The organism is Streptomyces sp. NPDC045021 (assembly GCF_056432645.1).
In genome coordinates, this window is record NZ_JBWKIQ010000007.1 from 200,242 (window position 1) to 216,768 (window position 16,527).

General features: G+C 71.3%; 10 protein-coding genes. 5 read left to right on the plus strand and 5 right to left on the minus strand.

The genetic code is table 11. The features are described from left to right. Positions 1–148 precede the first annotated feature (148 nt). Positions 149–1,375 carry an aminotransferase class I/II-fold pyridoxal phosphate-dependent enzyme gene (locus AC07DC_RS22350; protein WP_478916181.1) on the minus strand — a complete coding sequence of 409 codons (1,227 nt, stop codon included), beginning with the start codon at positions 1,373–1,375 and terminating at the stop codon, positions 149–151. Between the two features lie 112 nt (positions 1,376–1,487). On the opposite strand from AC07DC_RS22350, the gene AC07DC_RS22355 reads away from it, so the two are divergent. Further along, positions 1,488–2,012 carry a hypothetical protein gene (locus AC07DC_RS22355; protein ID WP_478916182.1) on the plus strand — a complete coding sequence of 175 codons (525 nt, stop codon included), beginning with the start codon at positions 1,488–1,490 and terminating at the stop codon, positions 2,010–2,012. Between the two features lie 208 nt (positions 2,013–2,220). Continuing rightward, positions 2,221–4,956: a glycoside hydrolase family 2 protein gene (locus AC07DC_RS22360; protein WP_478916183.1), complete on the plus strand. Its 2,736-nt coding sequence runs from the start codon at positions 2,221–2,223 to the stop codon at positions 4,954–4,956. A gap of 103 nt (positions 4,957–5,059) precedes the next feature. Here the strand turns inward: AC07DC_RS22360 and AC07DC_RS22365 are convergent, their stop codons facing one another. After that, on the minus strand, positions 5,060–7,204 hold the full coding sequence (locus AC07DC_RS22365) for an RICIN domain-containing protein (protein WP_478916417.1): 2,145 nt from the start codon (positions 7,202–7,204) through the stop codon (positions 5,060–5,062). 112 nt (positions 7,205–7,316) lie between these two features. Next, positions 7,317–8,735 carry a ricin-type beta-trefoil lectin domain protein gene (locus tag AC07DC_RS22370; RefSeq protein WP_478916184.1) on the minus strand — a complete coding sequence of 473 codons (1,419 nt, stop codon included), beginning with the start codon at positions 8,733–8,735 and terminating at the stop codon, positions 7,317–7,319. A gap of 475 nt (positions 8,736–9,210) precedes the next feature. Between AC07DC_RS22370 and AC07DC_RS22375 the strand changes: the two genes are divergently transcribed. Beyond that, positions 9,211–10,662 carry a dihydrolipoyl dehydrogenase family protein gene (locus tag AC07DC_RS22375; RefSeq protein WP_478916185.1) on the plus strand — a complete coding sequence of 484 codons (1,452 nt, stop codon included), beginning with the start codon at positions 9,211–9,213 and terminating at the stop codon, positions 10,660–10,662. A 264-nt stretch (positions 10,663–10,926) separates the two neighbouring features. Beyond that, complete coding sequence (locus AC07DC_RS22380) at positions 10,927–12,285, plus strand: NAD(P)/FAD-dependent oxidoreductase (protein WP_478916186.1); 1,359 nt, start codon at positions 10,927–10,929, stop codon at positions 12,283–12,285. A 49-nt stretch (positions 12,286–12,334) separates the two neighbouring features. Here the strand turns inward: AC07DC_RS22380 and AC07DC_RS22385 are convergent, their stop codons facing one another. After that, on the minus strand, positions 12,335–13,495 hold the full coding sequence (locus AC07DC_RS22385; RefSeq protein ID WP_478916187.1) for a PP2C family protein-serine/threonine phosphatase: 1,161 nt from the start codon (positions 13,493–13,495) through the stop codon (positions 12,335–12,337). A gap of 95 nt (positions 13,496–13,590) precedes the next feature. Between AC07DC_RS22385 and AC07DC_RS22390 the strand changes: the two genes are divergently transcribed. Next, positions 13,591–14,082 (plus strand): MarR family winged helix-turn-helix transcriptional regulator, encoded by a 492-nt coding sequence (locus AC07DC_RS22390; RefSeq protein ID WP_478916189.1) that lies wholly within the window; start codon positions 13,591–13,593, stop codon positions 14,080–14,082. A gap of 25 nt (positions 14,083–14,107) precedes the next feature. On the opposite strand, the gene AC07DC_RS22395 is transcribed toward AC07DC_RS22390, so the two are convergent. Beyond that, entirely contained in the window at positions 14,108–16,504 is a 2,397-nt protein-coding gene (locus AC07DC_RS22395) for a PP2C family protein-serine/threonine phosphatase (protein ID WP_478916190.1), read from the minus strand. Between the last annotated feature and the right edge of the window lie 23 nt (positions 16,505–16,527).

Genomic DNA, 16,527 nt, shown 5'->3' on the forward strand with positions numbered 1-16,527 from the left:
CATGGTGATGTCTCCCATCGGGCCGCTGTAGCGGCCGCTAACCAATGTGCCTCACTCCGGCCGATCGCGCTCACTTTTTCTTACGATATGTTCGAATATGTTCACTTTTTGGCCGGTGTTCTCTTGTGTCACATGCCCCCCGCATGCGTCACCGGCCCCCGGACCGTATGCCCGGCGCCTTTTCGGCGAAACGGACGATCCGGTCGGCCGCCTCGGCGAGCGCGGGCTCCGGCAGTGCGAAGTTCAGGCGTGCGTAGCCCTCCCCCGCGGCGCCGAACGCGGCACCGTCCGTCACTTCCACACCGCACGCCGCGAGCAGCACTTCGCGGACCCCGGCGCCCCGCGCGACACCCTCCGGCCGGACGTCGCCGAAGGCCGCCCCGCGCAGCCACAACAGGAAGGACGCCTCCGGCACGCAGTCGACCGCTCCGGGAACCGCGTCCGCCAACCGGGTGACGATCAGGTCCCGCCGGACCGTCAGCCCGGCTGTCAGTGAACGCAGCCACGGCTCTCCGTGTTCCAGCGCGACCGTCTGGGCGAGCGCGCCGAGCAGCCGTCCGCCCTCGAAGAAGCCGAAACCCTCCAGCGTGGCGACGACGCGTCGCCGCAGGTCCGCGTCGGGCACGAGGAGGAACGCGTCCGCCAGACCACTCACGTTGAACGCCTTGCCCACCGAGTGGACGACGACGGTGTGCCGCGCGAACTCCCCCGCGGCCGTTACGGCGGTGATGTGCCGCCGCCCCGGATGCACAATCTCGCAGTGCACCTCGTCGCTGATCAGCACCCCGTCGCAGCCGGCGGCCGCCGCGGCGAGCGCGTGCAGTTCCCCGGCGTCCCACACCCGGCCGGTGGGATTGTGCGGACTGCTCAGCGCCACCACGGCGCCCGGCGCCCGGCGGCACGCATCGGCGAACTCCTCCACGGGCAGCTGGTATCCGCCGCCCGCCCGGTCGAGCGGGATCTCCCGTACGGTCCGGCCCGCGGCACCGGCGACGGCCGCGAAACCGCCGTACTCGGGTGACGGCGTCAGCACCGGGCCGCGCGGGGCCGGGCCGGCCGCGGCGGCGTCGAGCACCACGCGCACAGCGGTGCGGGGACCGAAGGGCAGCATGACCACCCAGTCGGGATCGATCGCGGCCGCGTGGCGGCGGGCGTACCAGCGTGCGACCAGCTCCCGGGCGGCGGGATCGGCCCGCGTGTAGCCCAGCGCGTGATGGTCCAGCCGGTCCCGCAGGGCCGCGTACAGGGCGGGAAATCCCGGCAGGTCCATGTCCGCCACGCCCAGCGGGATCCGCCCGGGGTCCTGTTCCACGCCCGCGGCCAGCCACTTCACGCTCCGGGTCCCCGTCCGGTCCAGCCCGTGCCCGCCGTGCATCCGATCTCCTGCCGTCGCCGCCGACCTGTCCCGTCCGTCCTGCCTACCCGTCCCTCGAAGTAAACAGCGAAAAACGCTTGCCCCTGCGATCGAGAGGAGTAATTTTGATTACATGATTACAGCGAAGGATCGTGAGGCGGTACGCGGCTGGTTCGCCGGCCGCCTGCCGGAAGGACTGTTCACCGAGCTCCTGGACGTCACTGTCGACCGGGAGGAGATCACCGTCGTCGGCCGGATCCCCGAACCCGAACTGGCCGCGGACGTCTCGCAGGCGGAGCGGGACGCGGCCCAGGAGGGGCGCATCGCGGAGTTCCGCGGGCGCACCCGCGGCGCCCGCATGGAAGTGGCCCGCGAGGCCGAGGAGAAGTACGGGCGCAAGGTGTCGTGGGGCGTGCAGTGCGCCGACACCCGCAGTTGGTACACCACGGTCGCCGCACCGGTCATGACGCGACTGCGCCAGCCCGAGCGCCAGGTGCTCGACACCCTGATCGCCGGGGGCGTGGCCCGCAGCCGCAGCGACGCGCTGGCCTGGTGCGTCCGGCTGGTCCAGCGGAACGCCGACGAATGGCTCGGCGACCTGCGCGGTTCACTGGAGCACGTCGAGCAGGTGCGCGCACAGGGGCCGGACACCGACTGACACCGCCGTTCAGAAACCGACACTCCCTCGTGCCGGCGCCGTCCCGCCACCGCGGGACCGCGCCGGCACGCGCACGTCTCCCAGGCGCCGTTGACATGACTTGTCCGGCTCCCTAAGTTCAGGGGAACGAGTTAGTAAAGCTCCTTAACTTGAAACTCGGCACCCCTGCCCAGGCGCGAACCCCCCACGAGCCACTGGGAGACCCAGCGTGTTTCTCCGTCCGGCACCACACCGTCGACGGCAGGCCTCCGCGGCCGCACTCGCCGTCCTCGGCCTCGCCCTCGCACTCGTCCTCCCCGCCAACGCCGCTCCCCCGTCCGCCGGCGCCGCCCCCTCGGCGACACCGGTCACCGTGACCGCCCCAGGACCGGGCGCGACGACCGCTCTCACCGGCTACTCCATCCAGTCGTCCGCCAAGGTCACCGACTCCCCCGCGGCGGTCTCCACTCCCGGCTACCCCGCCGCCGGCTGGTACCCGGCCGGTCCGCGCTCCACCGTGCTCGCGGCGCTGCTCGCCGACGGCAAGTACGCGGACCCGTTCTACTCGCAGAACCTCAAAAAGATCCCCACCGCCGACTTCGCCGTCCCGTGGTGGTACCGCTCCGACTTCACCGTCAGCGACACGTCCGCGCGCACCTATCTGGACTTCAGCGGCGTCGTGTCGGCCGCCGACGTGTACGTCAACGGCGTCCGGATCGCCACCAAGGACGCGGTGGCCGGCGCCTACACCCGGCATGAGCTGGATGTGACCTCGCAGGTCAGGGCCGGCGCCAACACCGTCGCCTTCCTGGTGCAGCCGAACGACCCCCGGAAGAACCTGACCATGGGGTGGATCGACTGGCTCCAGCCGCCGCCCGACGAGAACATGGGCCTGGTCCGGGACGTCCTGGTGCGCCGCGGCGGACCGGTGGCGCTGCGGGACACGCATGTGGTCACCGCCCTCGCGCTGCCCTCCCTCGCCTCGGCCGACCTGACCGTGAAAGCGCAAGTCCGCAACGACTCGGCCGATCCGGTCAGCACGACCGTCGCCGGCACGATCGGCGCCATCACCTTCAGCCAGGACATCAGCCTGGCGGCACACCAGACCAAGGCCGTCACGTTCACCCCGTCCGGCTATCCCCAACTGCGGGTGAACCAGCCCGCGGTGTGGTGGCCGGCCGGCATGGGCGCCCAGTCGATGTACGACCTACGGCTGACCGCCACCGTCTCGGGCACCTCCTCGGACAGCGCGCAGGAACGCTTCGGGATCCGGGACGTCACCGCACCGGTGGACGGCAACGGCGCGCGCCAGTACTCCGTCAACGGCCGCAAGCTGCTCATCAAGGGCGGCGGCTGGTCACCCGACGTGTTCCTGCGCTGGGACCGGACGTACACCGAGGACCGGCTGCGGTACGCGCTGGACCTGGGCCTCAACACCATCCGGCTCGAAGGACACATCGAGCCGGACGAGTTCTTCGACCTGGCCGACCGGTACGGCATCCTGACGATGCCCGGCTGGGAGTGCTGCGACAAGTGGGAGGGCAACGTCAACGGCGGCGAGCCCGGTGACAAGTGGACGGCGGCCGACTACCCGATCGCCAAGGCGTCCATGGCCGGCGAGGCCGCCCGGCTGCGCGACCACCCGAGCGTCATCTCGTTCCTCATCGGCAGCGACTTCGCCCCCGACGCCACCATCGAGAAGAACTACACCGACGCCCTGAAGGCGGCCGACTGGCCGACACCCGTGGTCGCGGCCGCCTCCGACAAGTCCGCGCCACTGTCGGGACCGTCCGGCATGAAGATGAGCGGGCCCTACGACTGGGTGCCGCCCAACTACTGGTACGCCAAACGGGAGGGCGGCGCCACCGGCTTCAACTCCGAGACCAGCGCGGGCCCCGACATCCCCACCATGGACACGCTGCGCCGCACGCTCTCCCCCGCCGAGCTCGAAACCCTCTGGAAGGACCCCACCGCCCCGCAGTACCACCGCTCGCCGTCGTCGACCTTCAGCGACCTCAAGCTCTTCGGCAACGCGCTGACCGGCCGCTACGGCAAACCGACCGGTCTGGACGACTACGTCCGCAAGGCACAGCTGGCCCAGTACGAGGCCGTGCGCGCCCAGTTCGAGTCCTACGGCCGCAACGCCTCCGACAGCTCCAAGCCCGCCACCGGCGTCATCTACTGGATGTTCAACAGCGGCTGGACCTCACTGCACTGGCAGCTCGTCGACCGCTTTCTCGACCAGGGCGGCGCCTACTACGGCGCCAAGAAGGCCAACGAACCGCTGCACGTCCAGTACTCCTACGACACCCGCTCCGTGGTCCTGGTCAACAACCGGCACGCACCCGCGTCCGGACTGACCGCGCGGGTGAGCCTGTACAACACCGACGGGACCATGAAGTACGACAGGACCAGCACCGGACTGACGGTCGGCGGCGACGGCGCCAAGACCACCGCGCTCACCGTGCCCTCCACGGTGAGCGGCCTGTCCACCACCTACCTGGTCAAGCTCGTGCTGACGGACTCCGCGGGCGCCGAGGTCAGCCGCAACGTGTACTGGCTCTCCACCAAGCAGGACGTCCTGGACTGGAACAACACCGACTGGTACTACACGCCCACGACCGCCTACGCCGACCTCAAGGGGCTCAGCGCCCTGACCCCGGCCACCGTCACGGCGACGGCGCGCACCACCGCCGGAAGCGACGGTACGTCCACGACCTCGGTCACCCTCAGCAACACGGGAACGGGCAGGACGCCCGCGCTGTTGACCGACGCCCATCTGGTGGACAGCGCCGGAGCCCCGGTGCTGCCCGCGACCTGGTCCGACAACGAAGTCAGCCTCTGGCCCGGCGAATCGGTGACGCTCACCGCCTCGTACCGGACGGCGGACCTGCACGGATCCGCTCCCCGCGTGCGGGTCTCGGGCTGGAACACCTCCACCGCCACCGTCCCCGCGAACCGGTAGCCGCCGGAACGGACAGATGCCGCGCCCGGCCGCCGGTGGGAGTACGGCGGCCGGGCGCGGCGTCATGGCCCCGGAGGGCCGGACGGGTCTGCGATGACGGGATCTAGGGGTAGCTGACGAGGTTGGCCACGTTGTTGCCCGAGTTGGACGGGCCGCCGGTGGAGTTGATGACGTGGTTGATGGTTCCGGTACCGCCCAGGGAGACGGTCACCATGTCGTGGAACTTCACTCCCGCGGTGTTCGGGGCCTCGAAGGAGCGCTCCTCGACGACAGCGGGGTTGCTGCTGAAGTAGCAGTAGCTGCCGAAGCCCCATGCCTCATGGCTGGTGACCGAGTCCGCGACCTTGTACGCGGCGTAGCCTCTGGTGCCTCCGTTCATCCAGGCCGCCTGGTTGGGCGGATCGTAGGGAAGTTCGTTCTGGTAGAAGTACGTGCGGCCGCCGTTGCCGTTCCAGATGGTCTGGTACTGCTGGTAGTGCTCGACGAACAGGCCGTACATGGTGACGTTGTTGCCGTTCACCACCAGGCCGGTGGCAGCGGTGTTGGACGTCCATCCGACGCCGCTGCCGTGGTCGGCCCTCCACAGCCACATGTGGTCGCCGATGACGTTGGAGCTGTTGACCACCAGGCTCTGGGTGGCCTTTCCGACGCCCGCACCCCCGATCCGGAAGAACACGTCGTGCAGGGAGGTCGGATCGGCGGAGTGACTCTGGTTGGAACCGGCCGGGCCGACCTGCATGAGCGTCGCGGAGTTGACCGTGCCGGCGTCGATCAGCAGTCCGGCGATCTTCACTCCGTCGACGTCCGCGACCGACATCGCGGTCACGCCGTTGTCCGGGACCAGCGTGGCGAGTCCCAGGCCGAGGACGACGGTGTCGGCGCGGGTCACCCTGATCGTGTCATTGAGGTGGTAGACGCCCGGGGTGAACAGCAGGTTCTTGCCCTGCGCCAGCGCCGCGTTGATGTCTGCCGAGGTGGCCCCCTGCTTGACGATGAAGAACTGGCTGATGGGCAGCGAGGTCCCGGCGGCGGTGCCGTTGGACCAGGTGGTGCCCTGCGAGTTCGACCGCAGTGCGGGGACGAACACCTGGTAGGCGCCCGCCGCGTCGATGTAGAGGAAGGGCTTCTCGCGGGTGACGGGGGTCTGGCTCACCGTGGTGTACGGGGGGTTGGGGAAGGTGTTGGCGGGCGCGTTGGTGTCGCCGACGAAGACCATGTTCCAGTTGGATCCGGCCCAGCTGCCCCACTGGCTGTTCCGCGACAGCCACTGCTGCTGCGAACCGGACTGCACCTGGCCGTCGACCTTGGAGTCGGCCATGAAGCCGCCGCTGGACCAGCCGCCGTCGTCCAGTGCGAGATTGCCGCGCACATGCATGCGCCGGTAGGGCGCGGCCTGCGACACGGCCCACCGGTCGGTGCCCGAGCTGGGATTGACGGAGAGGTTCTCCGCCGAGCGCCAGAAGTTCTGCGTGGCGTTGCCCTGGAACCAGTCGGCTTCCGCGTGCACGCCGCCGTTGATGGTCACCGAGTCGGGCGACAGGCCGAGACCGGCCACCTGCGTGTAGAAGCCCACGTTGACGTCGGCGTTGTACGTGCCCGGCTTGAACAGCAGCGCGAAGCGGTTGGCGCCGAACTGGTTGGTCTCCTGCTGGCTGAAGACGGTGTTCAGCCGGCTCTGGACCGTCGAGGCGGACATCGACGGGTCGAAGACGGAGACGTTGGGGCCCAGGTCCGGCGTGCCGGGCGGGTTGTCGGGCGGGGTGCCGGTCGCCGGGGTCACCTGGAACGACTGAGCGGTGGTGCCGTTGCAGGCCCACTGCTGCAACTGGACGCTGTTGGACGTCGAGGCGCTCGGCACGTCCAGGCACTTGCCGCTGTTGCGGCTGACGAAGTGGTACGAGCCGCCGGTCTCCTCAACCGGCAGCCACTGCTGGTTGTTGCCGCCGCCGTAGGTCCACAGGTGGATCAGACCGCCGTCGGCGGTGGAGACGTCGGCGACATCCCACACCTGGGCGGCGTTGCCCTGGCTGTTGACCCGGACGTAGCCGTCGCTGGTGGCCTGGAACTGCCACTGCTGTGCGGCGGTGCCGTTGCAGGTGTACTGCTGCACGACGGTGCCGTTGGCCGTCGAGGCGGCGCGGGCGTCCGCGCACAGACCGCTGTTCTTGTTGGCGACGGTGACCGGCCCGGTGGGCAGGGCCGCCGCGGACGCCTTCCCGGTCGGCGCCAGAAGCGTCCAACAGGTCAGGGCGAGGACGACGAACGCCAACGCCAGTGGCACCGCCTTTCTGGCGGAGATCCGGTTGTTCGAGTGTCGTGCGGTCACGGAATCATCCTGTCGTTGGGGGGTGCGGCGGTCATCAGCTGGGAAGCGTCCACTGCTGGTTGGCCGACCCCGCGCAGTCCCACAGCTGCAGGCGCGTGCCGTTGGCGGAGCTCTGGCCGGTCGCGTCGAGGCAGCGACCGGAGGCGGGGTTCACCAGCGTGTTCCCGGAGCGGGTCCACTTCTGGGCGCCGCCGCCGGAGCAGTCCCACAGCTGGATCTTCGTGCCGTTGGCGGTGCCCTGGCCGGTGGCGTCCATGCACTTGCCGAGCGCCTTCAGGGAGCCGTCCGCCGCGACGGTCCAGTTCTGGGCGGCGGTGCCGTTGCAGTCGTAGAGCTGTACGGCGGTGCCGTTGGCCGAGTTCGCGGCCGCCACGTCGACGCACTTGCCGGCGATGCCGGTGATCCGTCCGGTGGGCTCGGTCCCGCCGCCGCCGTTGCTGCCCGTGATCGCGTTGAAGGTACGGGCGAACTGGTACGGGCTCTGCGAGGTGCCGCTGCAGCTGTCGGACAGGGTGCCGTTGCTGGCGCAGGCCTTGTCACGGCCCAGTGCCCAGAAGGACAGTTCCTGGATGCCGTGGCTTGCGGCGAAGGTCTCCAGCGAGGTGGCGTTGGCGGTGGTGAAGACCTCGTTGGTCGAGTCGTTCACCCCGATCATGGGGGTGTTGCCCTCCATGGCCCACAGCTGGTCGGAGCTCTTGGTGTTCCATATCTGGCCCAGCTGGCCGTGCAGGGCGGTGGCGGCGTTGATGGCGGCCTGGCCCATGTCCATCGAGGGCCCGTAGTCCATCGTCATGATGTTGACGACGCTCACGTTGAGCCCGCGGCTCTTCGCGTTGTTCAGCAGGCTGATCGAGTTGGACTCCAGCCCGGTGGGGTTGACCGGGAGGGTGTAGTCGACGGCGAGGGTGCGGCCGGCCGCCGCGTACTGCTGTTGCAGCGCGGCGAGCGCCTGGTTGCGGCGGTCGTTGGCGGCGGTGTCGTTGAGCGCACCGCCTTCGATGTCCAGGTCGATACGGGTCAGGTTGAGGGTGTCGACGACTCTCTTGTACTGCGCCTGGAGGGTGGAGACCGACGTACACGCCTGGCCGAGTTCGGTGCCGGCGGCGCCGCCGAAGGAAGCTATGACATCGCCGCCGGAGGCACGGAGGCTGTTGATCGCGTTGGTCCACCCGGCATCACCTATGTCGGTGTTGCCGTTGAACGTCGCGTTGCATCCGCCGCCGCCGATGACGAAGGCGAGCGTGAAGTACTTCAGGCCGGTGGCGGCCTGCGCACTGGCCATCGCCGAGGGCGAGTTCCATGTCTCGACGTACGGAGCCGCGTAGTGAGCGGGGAAACCGGGTCCGGGGTTGGCCGCGGCGTTCGCGGCCGGGCTGCCGCCGAGCAGCAGACCCGCGGACGTGATCGGGATCGCTGCGGCGACCAGGGTTTTCTTCAGGCGTGACCAGGGCATGGCTGTCCTTCGGAACGTGCGCCGGGAAGCGCGTGGGGGTGCCCGCCGCCCCAGGGGTGGCGGAGTCCTGACCGGTGGTGCGCAGGCCGCGGCACGGCGCCGATGTGGTGCGGCTCCGGGCGTGTCGCGGCCGGTTGGTACGGCCGAGGTGCGGCCGAGGTTCAGTCGCGTTTCAGTCGTGGTTCAGCCGTGGTGGGGCGAGCCGCCGGTGATCTGGTGGGGGGTCGGCGGCGGCCGCCAAAGGAGGCCGCGTAAGGAAGTTGCGGAAGTGCGGCTCCTTTTATCACCACTTAGTTCAAGGGGTGATTGAACTCGCGTGATCATGGTCGCGTCAAGGGTCTGGACCAATCAAATGGAACTCGTCCCACCACGGACTTTCCCGTGCCGCCGCGCCCGTGCGACGGGTGGTAGCCCTACCCGGGCCGGTCGGCGAAGATGACTCCTGGACGCCCGCCCCCTGCAGACAGGCCCTCTCATGAGCCCTTCACCTCAGTCATCCGGGACCACGACGTACGACGTCATCGTGATCGGCGCGGGCCCGACGGGCGAGAATCTCGCGGATCGCACCCGCGCCGCCGGCCTCACCACCGTCGTCGTGGAGAGCGAACTCATCGGCGGCGAATGCTCCTACTGGGCCTGCATGCCCAGCAAGGCGCTGTTGCGACCGGTGGCCGCGCTGGCGGGCGCCCGCGGCGTCGCCGGGTCCCGCGAAGCGGTGGGCGGCGGCCTCGACGCCGCCGCGGTGCTGGCCAGACGCGACGATTTCGCCTCCCACTGGAAGGACGACGGACAGGCCTCCTGGCTGGAATCCGTCGATGTCGACCTGGTGCGTGGCGAGGGGCGGCTCGACGGGCCGCGCCAGGTCGTGGTCCGCACACCCGACGGAACGGAGCGGACGCTGACCGCCCGTCACGCGGTCGCGGTCTGCACCGGCAGCCGCGCCGTCCTGCCGGACCTGCCCGGCCTCGACAAGGCGCACCCGTGGACGAGCCGGGACGCGACGTCCTCGCCCGCGGTGCCCGGCCGGCTGGTCGTGGTGGGTGGCGGCGTGGTCGGCGTCGAGATGGCAACGGCCTGGCGGGCGCTGGGCTCCGAGGTCACCCTCCTGGTGCGCGGCCCCCAACTGCTCCCCCGGATGGAACCGTTCGCCGGCGAGTCCGTCGCGACGTCACTGACCGAGGCGGGAGCCGTCGTCCGCACCGGCGTCGACGTCGCGGCCGTCCGCCGGGAGTCGCCGTCCTCGCCGGTGACCGTGGTCCTGGCGGGCGGGGAGGAGATCGAGGCGGACGAAGTCCTCTTCGCCACCGGCCGCGCCCCGCGCACGGACGGCCTGGGCCTGGCGACCGTGGGGCTCACCGATGGATCATGGCTGGAAGTCGACGACTCCTGCCGCGTCACCGCCGTCGACGGCGGCTGGCTGTACGCGGTCGGCGACGTCAACCACCGCGCGCTGCTGACCCATCAGGGCAAGTACCAGGCCCGCATCGCGGGCGCCGCCATCGGCGACCTCGCCGCGGGCCGCCCGCTGGACACCTCGCCGTGGAGCCCGCACACGGCCACCGCCGACGTGGCGGCGGTCCCGCAGGTGGTGTTCACCGAACCGGAGATCGCCTCGGTCGGCCTGACCGCCCAGGAGGCCGAACGCGCCGGGCGCCGGGTCCGCGTCATCGACCACGACCTGGGCCAGGTCGCGGGCGCCTCGCTCTATCAGGACGGCTACCGCGGCCAGGCCCGCATCATCATCGACCTGGACCGCGGCCACCTCATCGGCGCCACCTTCACCGGCCCCGGCGTCGGCGAACTCCTGCACTCCGCCACCATGGCCATCGCCGGCGAGATCCCGATGGGCCGCCTCTGGCACGCCGTCCCCGCCTACCCGACGATCAGCGAGATCTGGCTGCGGCTGCTGGAGGGCTCCCGGGAGTAGCCCGCCCTCGTCAGCGACCGAGGGCCTTGGCCGGCTGTGCCTTGGTCATCGACGAGCGGGCCCTTGATGTTGCGCTGCCGTCGGGGTGACGAGATGTTTTCCCTACCGGGTCGCGGGTTAGCCGAGACCATGAGGCCCGGCCCGGCCACACCGGCCACACCGTCCGCCCCGGCCGGTGACCGGGCTGCGACCCGCACGACATCGCTCCATCGCGATCGTCACCGAGTTGCTGACTCGCGTTACCGACAACGGAGGGCTGTGGACATGGATCGACCCCGGATCGTCGTCGTGGGAGGCGGATTCGCCGGGCTGGAGTGCGCGCGCCGGCTGGAGCATCTGCTGGGTCCCGACGAGGCGCAGATCTCGCTGGTCACCCCGTTCGGGTACTCGCTGTATCTGCCGCTGCTGCCGCAGGTCGCCTCCGGTGTCCTGACGCCGCAGTCGGTAGCGGTCTCGCTGCGCCGGGTGCTGCGTCGGACGGCCGTCGTGCCGGGTGGGGCGATCGGTATCGATCCGCGGGCGAAGATCTGCATCGTGCGGAAGACGACCGACGAGATCACCGATATCGCGTACGACTACCTGGTCCTGGCACCCGGCAGCATCACCCGCAGCTTCGACATTCCGGGGCTGGAGGAGAACGCGCGGGGAATGAAGACACTGGCCGAAGCCGCGTACCTGCGCGACCACGTCATCGCGCAGCTCGATCTCGCCGCGAACAGCGCCGACCGCGCGGAGCAGGCGGCCCGGCTGCAGTTCGTGGTGGTGGGCGGCGGCTACGCGGGTACGGAGACGGCCGCGTGCCTGCAGCGGCTGACGACCGCGGCCCTCAAGCGCTATCCGCGGCTGGACCCGTCGCTGATCAAGTGGCACCTGGTCGACATCGCCGACAAGCTCATGCCGGAACTCGGCGACGAGCTGGGCCGCAAGGCCATGACCATGCTGCGACGGCGCGGCGTCGAGGTGTCCCTGGGCGTCTCGGTCGCCAAGGCCGCGCCGGAGAGCGTCACCCTCACCGACGGGCGGGAACTGCCCTGCCGCACGCTGGTCTGGACGGCGGGCGTCGCCGCCAGTCCCCTGATGGGGACCCTGGACAGGGAGACGGTCAAGGGCCGCCTCGTGGTGACCCCGTCGATGGAGGTTCCCGGCCTGGACGGCGTCTTCGCGCTCGGCGACGCGGCCGCCGTCCCCGACCTCGCCCGGGGTGACGGCCAGATCTGCGCGCCCACGGCGCAGCACTCCCAGCGGCAGGGCAAGGCAGTCGCGGGCAATGTCGTCGCGGTGCTGCGCGGCCAGGAGACACGCCCGTACGTGCACAAGGACCTCGGCCTGGTCGTGGACCTCGGCGGGACCGACGCGGTCTCCCGGCCGCTGGGCATCAACCTCGCCGGACTGCCGGCCCAGGCCGTGGCGCGCGGCTACCACCTGATGGCGCTGCGGACCAATGTCGCGAAGGTGCGCGTGATGACCAACTGGATGCTCAACGCCACCGCGGGCGACGACTTCGTCCGTATCGGCTTCCTGGCCCGCCGCCCTGCCCGGTTGCGGGACTTCGAGTACACCGACGCCTATCTGACGCCGGACCGGATCCGCGAGCACACCGCCGCCCTGACCACGCGTTCCTGACCGCCTGAGGAGGCGATCAGGGCGCCGGCCTCATGACCGGCCCGGGCGGTCAGGCGGGTCTGCCGTACCAGTCGACGCAGACGACCAGCGCGTCGTCCTCGCCCTCCGGTGAGCCGCGGTGCGTGGTCAGTTCCCTCAGTACCGCCCGGGGCACGTCGGCCGCCGGCAGGAGCCGGGTGGCGAGTGCCGCGCGGGCCAGCGCCCGGTCGCCGTACGCCTCACCGCCGGCGTTGGTGACGGCGTGCACTCCGTCGCTGACGAACAGCAGTCGGTCGCCGGGCAGTGCCAGGATCGACTCGGGCATGTAGTGGGTGCTGTCGAACATGCCCAGCGGAAGCTGGGCGTCGAACACCAGCGGCCGTACCGTTCCGTCGCGCAGCACGAACGCCTTCGGCGATCCCGCGTCGACGACCTCCACACGGCCGGTGGCCAGCTCGAACCGCAGCAGCAGACACGACAGATGCCGGGTGCCGCGGTGCTGGGCGTACACCGCCTGATCGGCGAGCGCGGCCTGGTCGGACAGCGGCAGTCCGGCGCGCCGGGCATTGCGCAGCGCGCCCACACCCAGGCTGGTGAGCAGGGCGGCGTCGATGCCGTCGCCCATCCCGTTGGTGATCGACAGGGTGAGTCCGTCGGGTGAGGCGGACCAGTCGAAGTTGTCCCCGAACGTGTCGTACGCGGGCTCCAGTTGCGCACCGAGCGCGAACTCGGAGCGGGTGCAGGAGCGGGCGGGCAGCAGCTGCCACTGCATCTCCGCGGCGAGGGTGAGCCGGCCCAGCCGGCGCGCCTGGAGGTAGAGGTCGGTGTCGCGTTCGGCGACCACCACCTCGTGGGCGAGCAGCCCGGCGATCTCCAGCAGCTCAGCGGTGGCGTCCTTGTCCGGGGGCTGCGCGAAGGTGACGCTGAGCACGCCGAGCCGGTCACCGCGCGCGGTTACCGGCAGGTGCAGGACGCTGCTGCCGCCCCGCCGCTCGGCATACGGTTCCTGCGACCCGAAGGCCCGTCCCGCGCCCGATCCGTCCACCGGCAGCGGCGGGACGGTGTGCGGCGGGACCGTCATCGCCTGGAGGTGTCCCAGGCCGTAGTCGGCCATCAACAGTTCGGCGTCCAGGGCATCGTGGCAGCGGGCCAGGATCGGACGCAGCGCTTCCAGGAGGGCGGGAGGCGTCGCGGCGCGCAGCGCGCGCTCGGAGGCTTGGAGAGCGTTCACAGTGGGCTGGACACGCCTTCGGTCGGTGGGGCGGTACTCACCGGCGGGGGCCGGAAAGCTGGCAGTTGGGGTCGGACAGTGCGAAGGTGAAGGCTATGCACTCCTCCCGACCCATAACCCAACTCGAGGAGACGGCAGGCGCCGCCTCGGAGATCACCGAGCTCCTCGAGGTGTTGTGGGGCCGCGGGCGTGACGATGCTGCGGCCCCGGTGTCCGCCTCGCAGCTGCGCGTGATGTTCATACTCGCGGAGAACGAGGACATCAATCTCCGCACCCTGTCCGAGGCGCTGGGCTCGGCCCCGCCGTCCGTCAGCAGGCTCTGCGACCGGCTGCAGGCCGTCGGATACCTCGAGCGCGACCCCAGTCCCGCGAGCCGGCGCGAGGTGCGGCTGCGGCTCAGCGGGCGCGGGGTGAAGTTCCTCGACGAGCTGCGGGCCCGGCGCCGCGAACAGCTCTCACAGGTACTGGCCGCGATGCAGCCGGCCGCGCGGACGGCCCTGCTCAGCGGGTTGCGCGCCTTCCGGGACGCCGCCGGTTCCGAGGCGTCCCCGATCGCGGACCGCGACGTCTCCGCCCACATCGCGTAGGTACCGTCGGCGGCGCGCACGGTGTTCACCGCAGCCGGAAGCCGATGATGCAGGTGTCGTCGTCGGTGTCCGAGTTGCTGTGGGTGAGCAGCCGGTCGAGGTCCTCCTCCAGATCGCCGGTGGCAGGGCCGGCGTCGCTCAGCAGCTGCTCCAGCGACTGGTTGACGGTACGGTCCCGGCGCTCCAGCAGCCCGTCGGTGTACATCAGAAGGGTGTCACCGGACTCCAGGACGAGCGTTTCCTCCGCGTAGCGCGCCTCCGCGACGGCGCCCAACAGGATGCCCTTGGGCAGCGGCAGCACCGTGGACCGCGCGCCGCGGACGAGGACCGGCGGCGGGTGTCCGGCCCGGGCCCAGCGGACCACCCGGGTCGACGGGTCGTACAGCCCGCAGACCACGGTGGCGGTGACGTGTTCGGTGAGGCGGTGGGCGACGGTGTTGAGCCAGCCCAGCATCTGGCCGGGCCCGGCGCCGGTGGCGGCCAGTCCGCGCAGGGCGTTGCGCAGCACGACCATGCCGGTGGCGGCGTCGATCCCGTGCCCGGCGATGTCGCCGACCACCAGCAGTACCTGCTTGCTGGGCAGGACGACGGCGTCGTACCAGTCGCCGCCGACCAGATGGCCCTTCTCGGCGGGCCGGTAGCGGACCGCGACCTGCAGTCCCGACGCGTCGATGGGCGCGGGGGCCGCAGGCATGATGGCGCGCTGGAGCTGCAGGGCGAGCAGGTCGCGTTCGTCTGCGCGCTGCTCGGAATCGGCGAGCTGGTTCCGGGTGGCGGCCAGCGCGACCTCCGTCCAGTGCTGCGCGGAGACGTCCTGGTAGGCGCCGTGGACGGTCATCGGGCCGCCCTCGGTACCGGCGGCGGGTTCCGCGACCACCCGGATGTACCGGACGACTCCGTCGGGGCGCAGCAGGCGGAAGGCGGTCGAGGCGGGGCTGCGCTGGTGCAGCACCTCCCGCAGGAACCTGCCGATGACGTCGGCGTCGTCCGGGTGGGCGTGGTGCCGCAGCCGTTCCAGCGGAATCGGGGCGGAGTGCGGCGGCAGCCCGTAGATGTCGAACAGCTGGCTGTTCCATATGACTTCGCCGGTGGCCGGGGTCTCCTCGAAACCGCCGATCCGGCCGAGGCGCTGGGTGTGCTCGACCAATGCCGCCAGTCGCGTCGCCTCGTCATGGGTGCGCCACGTCACCAGCAGGTCCTCGCCGTACCGTCCGATGCCCAGCGCGGCGGTCGCGTGCGGCGCCGTGCCCTGGGTGGCGGCCGGCAGGGCCGTCCGTTCGGTGCGGAACGGCTCGCCGGTGGCGTGGACGCGCAGCGCCCGCTCGTACAGGCCGCCGTCCGCCGCCGCGAGCGGGTAGGCCTCCAGCAGCCGCCGCCCGGTGATGTCGGCGCGCGGGCGGCCGGCGAAGTCGGTGACGTGCCCGTTGGTGTACGTGATTCGGAAGTCGCAGATCCGGCCCTGGTCGTCCAGCAGCGGATGGAGGACCAGGGCGGGGTCGAGGAGGCCGTCGGCGAGGCCGCCGAGCCGGGCGGCGCCGGCGGACCGGGCCGGCTCGCCGCCGTCGGGCGCGGCGGATCCGTTCCCCTCCAGGGTGTGCGCGCACAGTCCGGCGAGAGCCGTGAGCTGTCGGTGGACGGCGCGCGGCAGCGGTTTGCCGGGTTCGGGCCAGCACACCTCCAGGACGCCGACCGTGCGGCCGGCCCGCTGCGCGGGAATCAGCGCCCGGGCGCCGTCACCGGTGCCGGACAGGCCGATGGACGCGGCGGAGGCCGGCGGCGCGCCGTGCCACAGCGCCCGCCCCGACAGCAGCGCCTGCTGGGCCAGCGTCCCGACCCGGGGCGGTACGTACCGCCAGCGGGTGGCTTCGGCGTCGGGGAATCCCGCACTGCCGGCGAGGGCGAGCGATCCGTCCTGCGCGGCCTGCCACACCGCGGCGGCGGTGGCGCCCAACGGTTCCAGAGCGTGGACCAGCAGCGACTGCGCGACCGTCTGCGCGTCGGTACCGCTGAGCGCCCCGGCCTCCGCGATCCGCAGCCGGACGGACGCCGGAGGCACCGAGCGGTCGGCCACGCCGTCCCCAGCCGCCGCCACGACCCGCGACAACGGGTCGTGCGCCGCTTCGTTGACGATGTCGGCGGCCAGCTCGGCGGTCGGCAGGCCGGCGCGGGCGGCGAGCTCCTCCAGGTGCCTGGCGGCCTCGGCGGGCCCCTCCAGACCGCGTTCGACCAGGATCCCCTTCGCCACGTCGAGCAGCCCCTGCGTGGCGGCCGCGCTCTCCTGCTCGTCGAGCCGGCGGCGCAGCCGCTCCACGACCGCCGCGAGGCGCTCCACGCCGGGCCCGCCCGCGTCGGCCACCGCGTGCAGTCCGGGTGGTACCGGCCGGCCGGTGTCCGGCGCGGTGTCCGGGGTGGGGTCGTCCACGAGCAGAGGTCCTTCGGGTCAGG

Coding starts and splice junctions, on each gene's coding strand:
- AC07DC_RS22350 (WP_478916181.1), bottom strand. CDS start 1,375: ATGCACGGCGGGCACGGGCTGGACCGGACGGGGACCCGGAGCGTGAAG.
- AC07DC_RS22355 (WP_478916182.1), top strand. CDS start 1,488: ATGATTACAGCGAAGGATCGTGAGGCGGTACGCGGCTGGTTCGCCGGC.
- AC07DC_RS22370 (WP_478916184.1), bottom strand. CDS start 8,735: ATGCCCTGGTCACGCCTGAAGAAAACCCTGGTCGCCGCAGCGATCCCG.
- AC07DC_RS22375 (WP_478916185.1), top strand. CDS start 9,211: ATGAGCCCTTCACCTCAGTCATCCGGGACCACGACGTACGACGTCATC.
- AC07DC_RS22380 (WP_478916186.1), top strand. CDS start 10,927: ATGGATCGACCCCGGATCGTCGTCGTGGGAGGCGGATTCGCCGGGCTG.
- AC07DC_RS22390 (WP_478916189.1), top strand. CDS start 13,591: ATGCACTCCTCCCGACCCATAACCCAACTCGAGGAGACGGCAGGCGCC.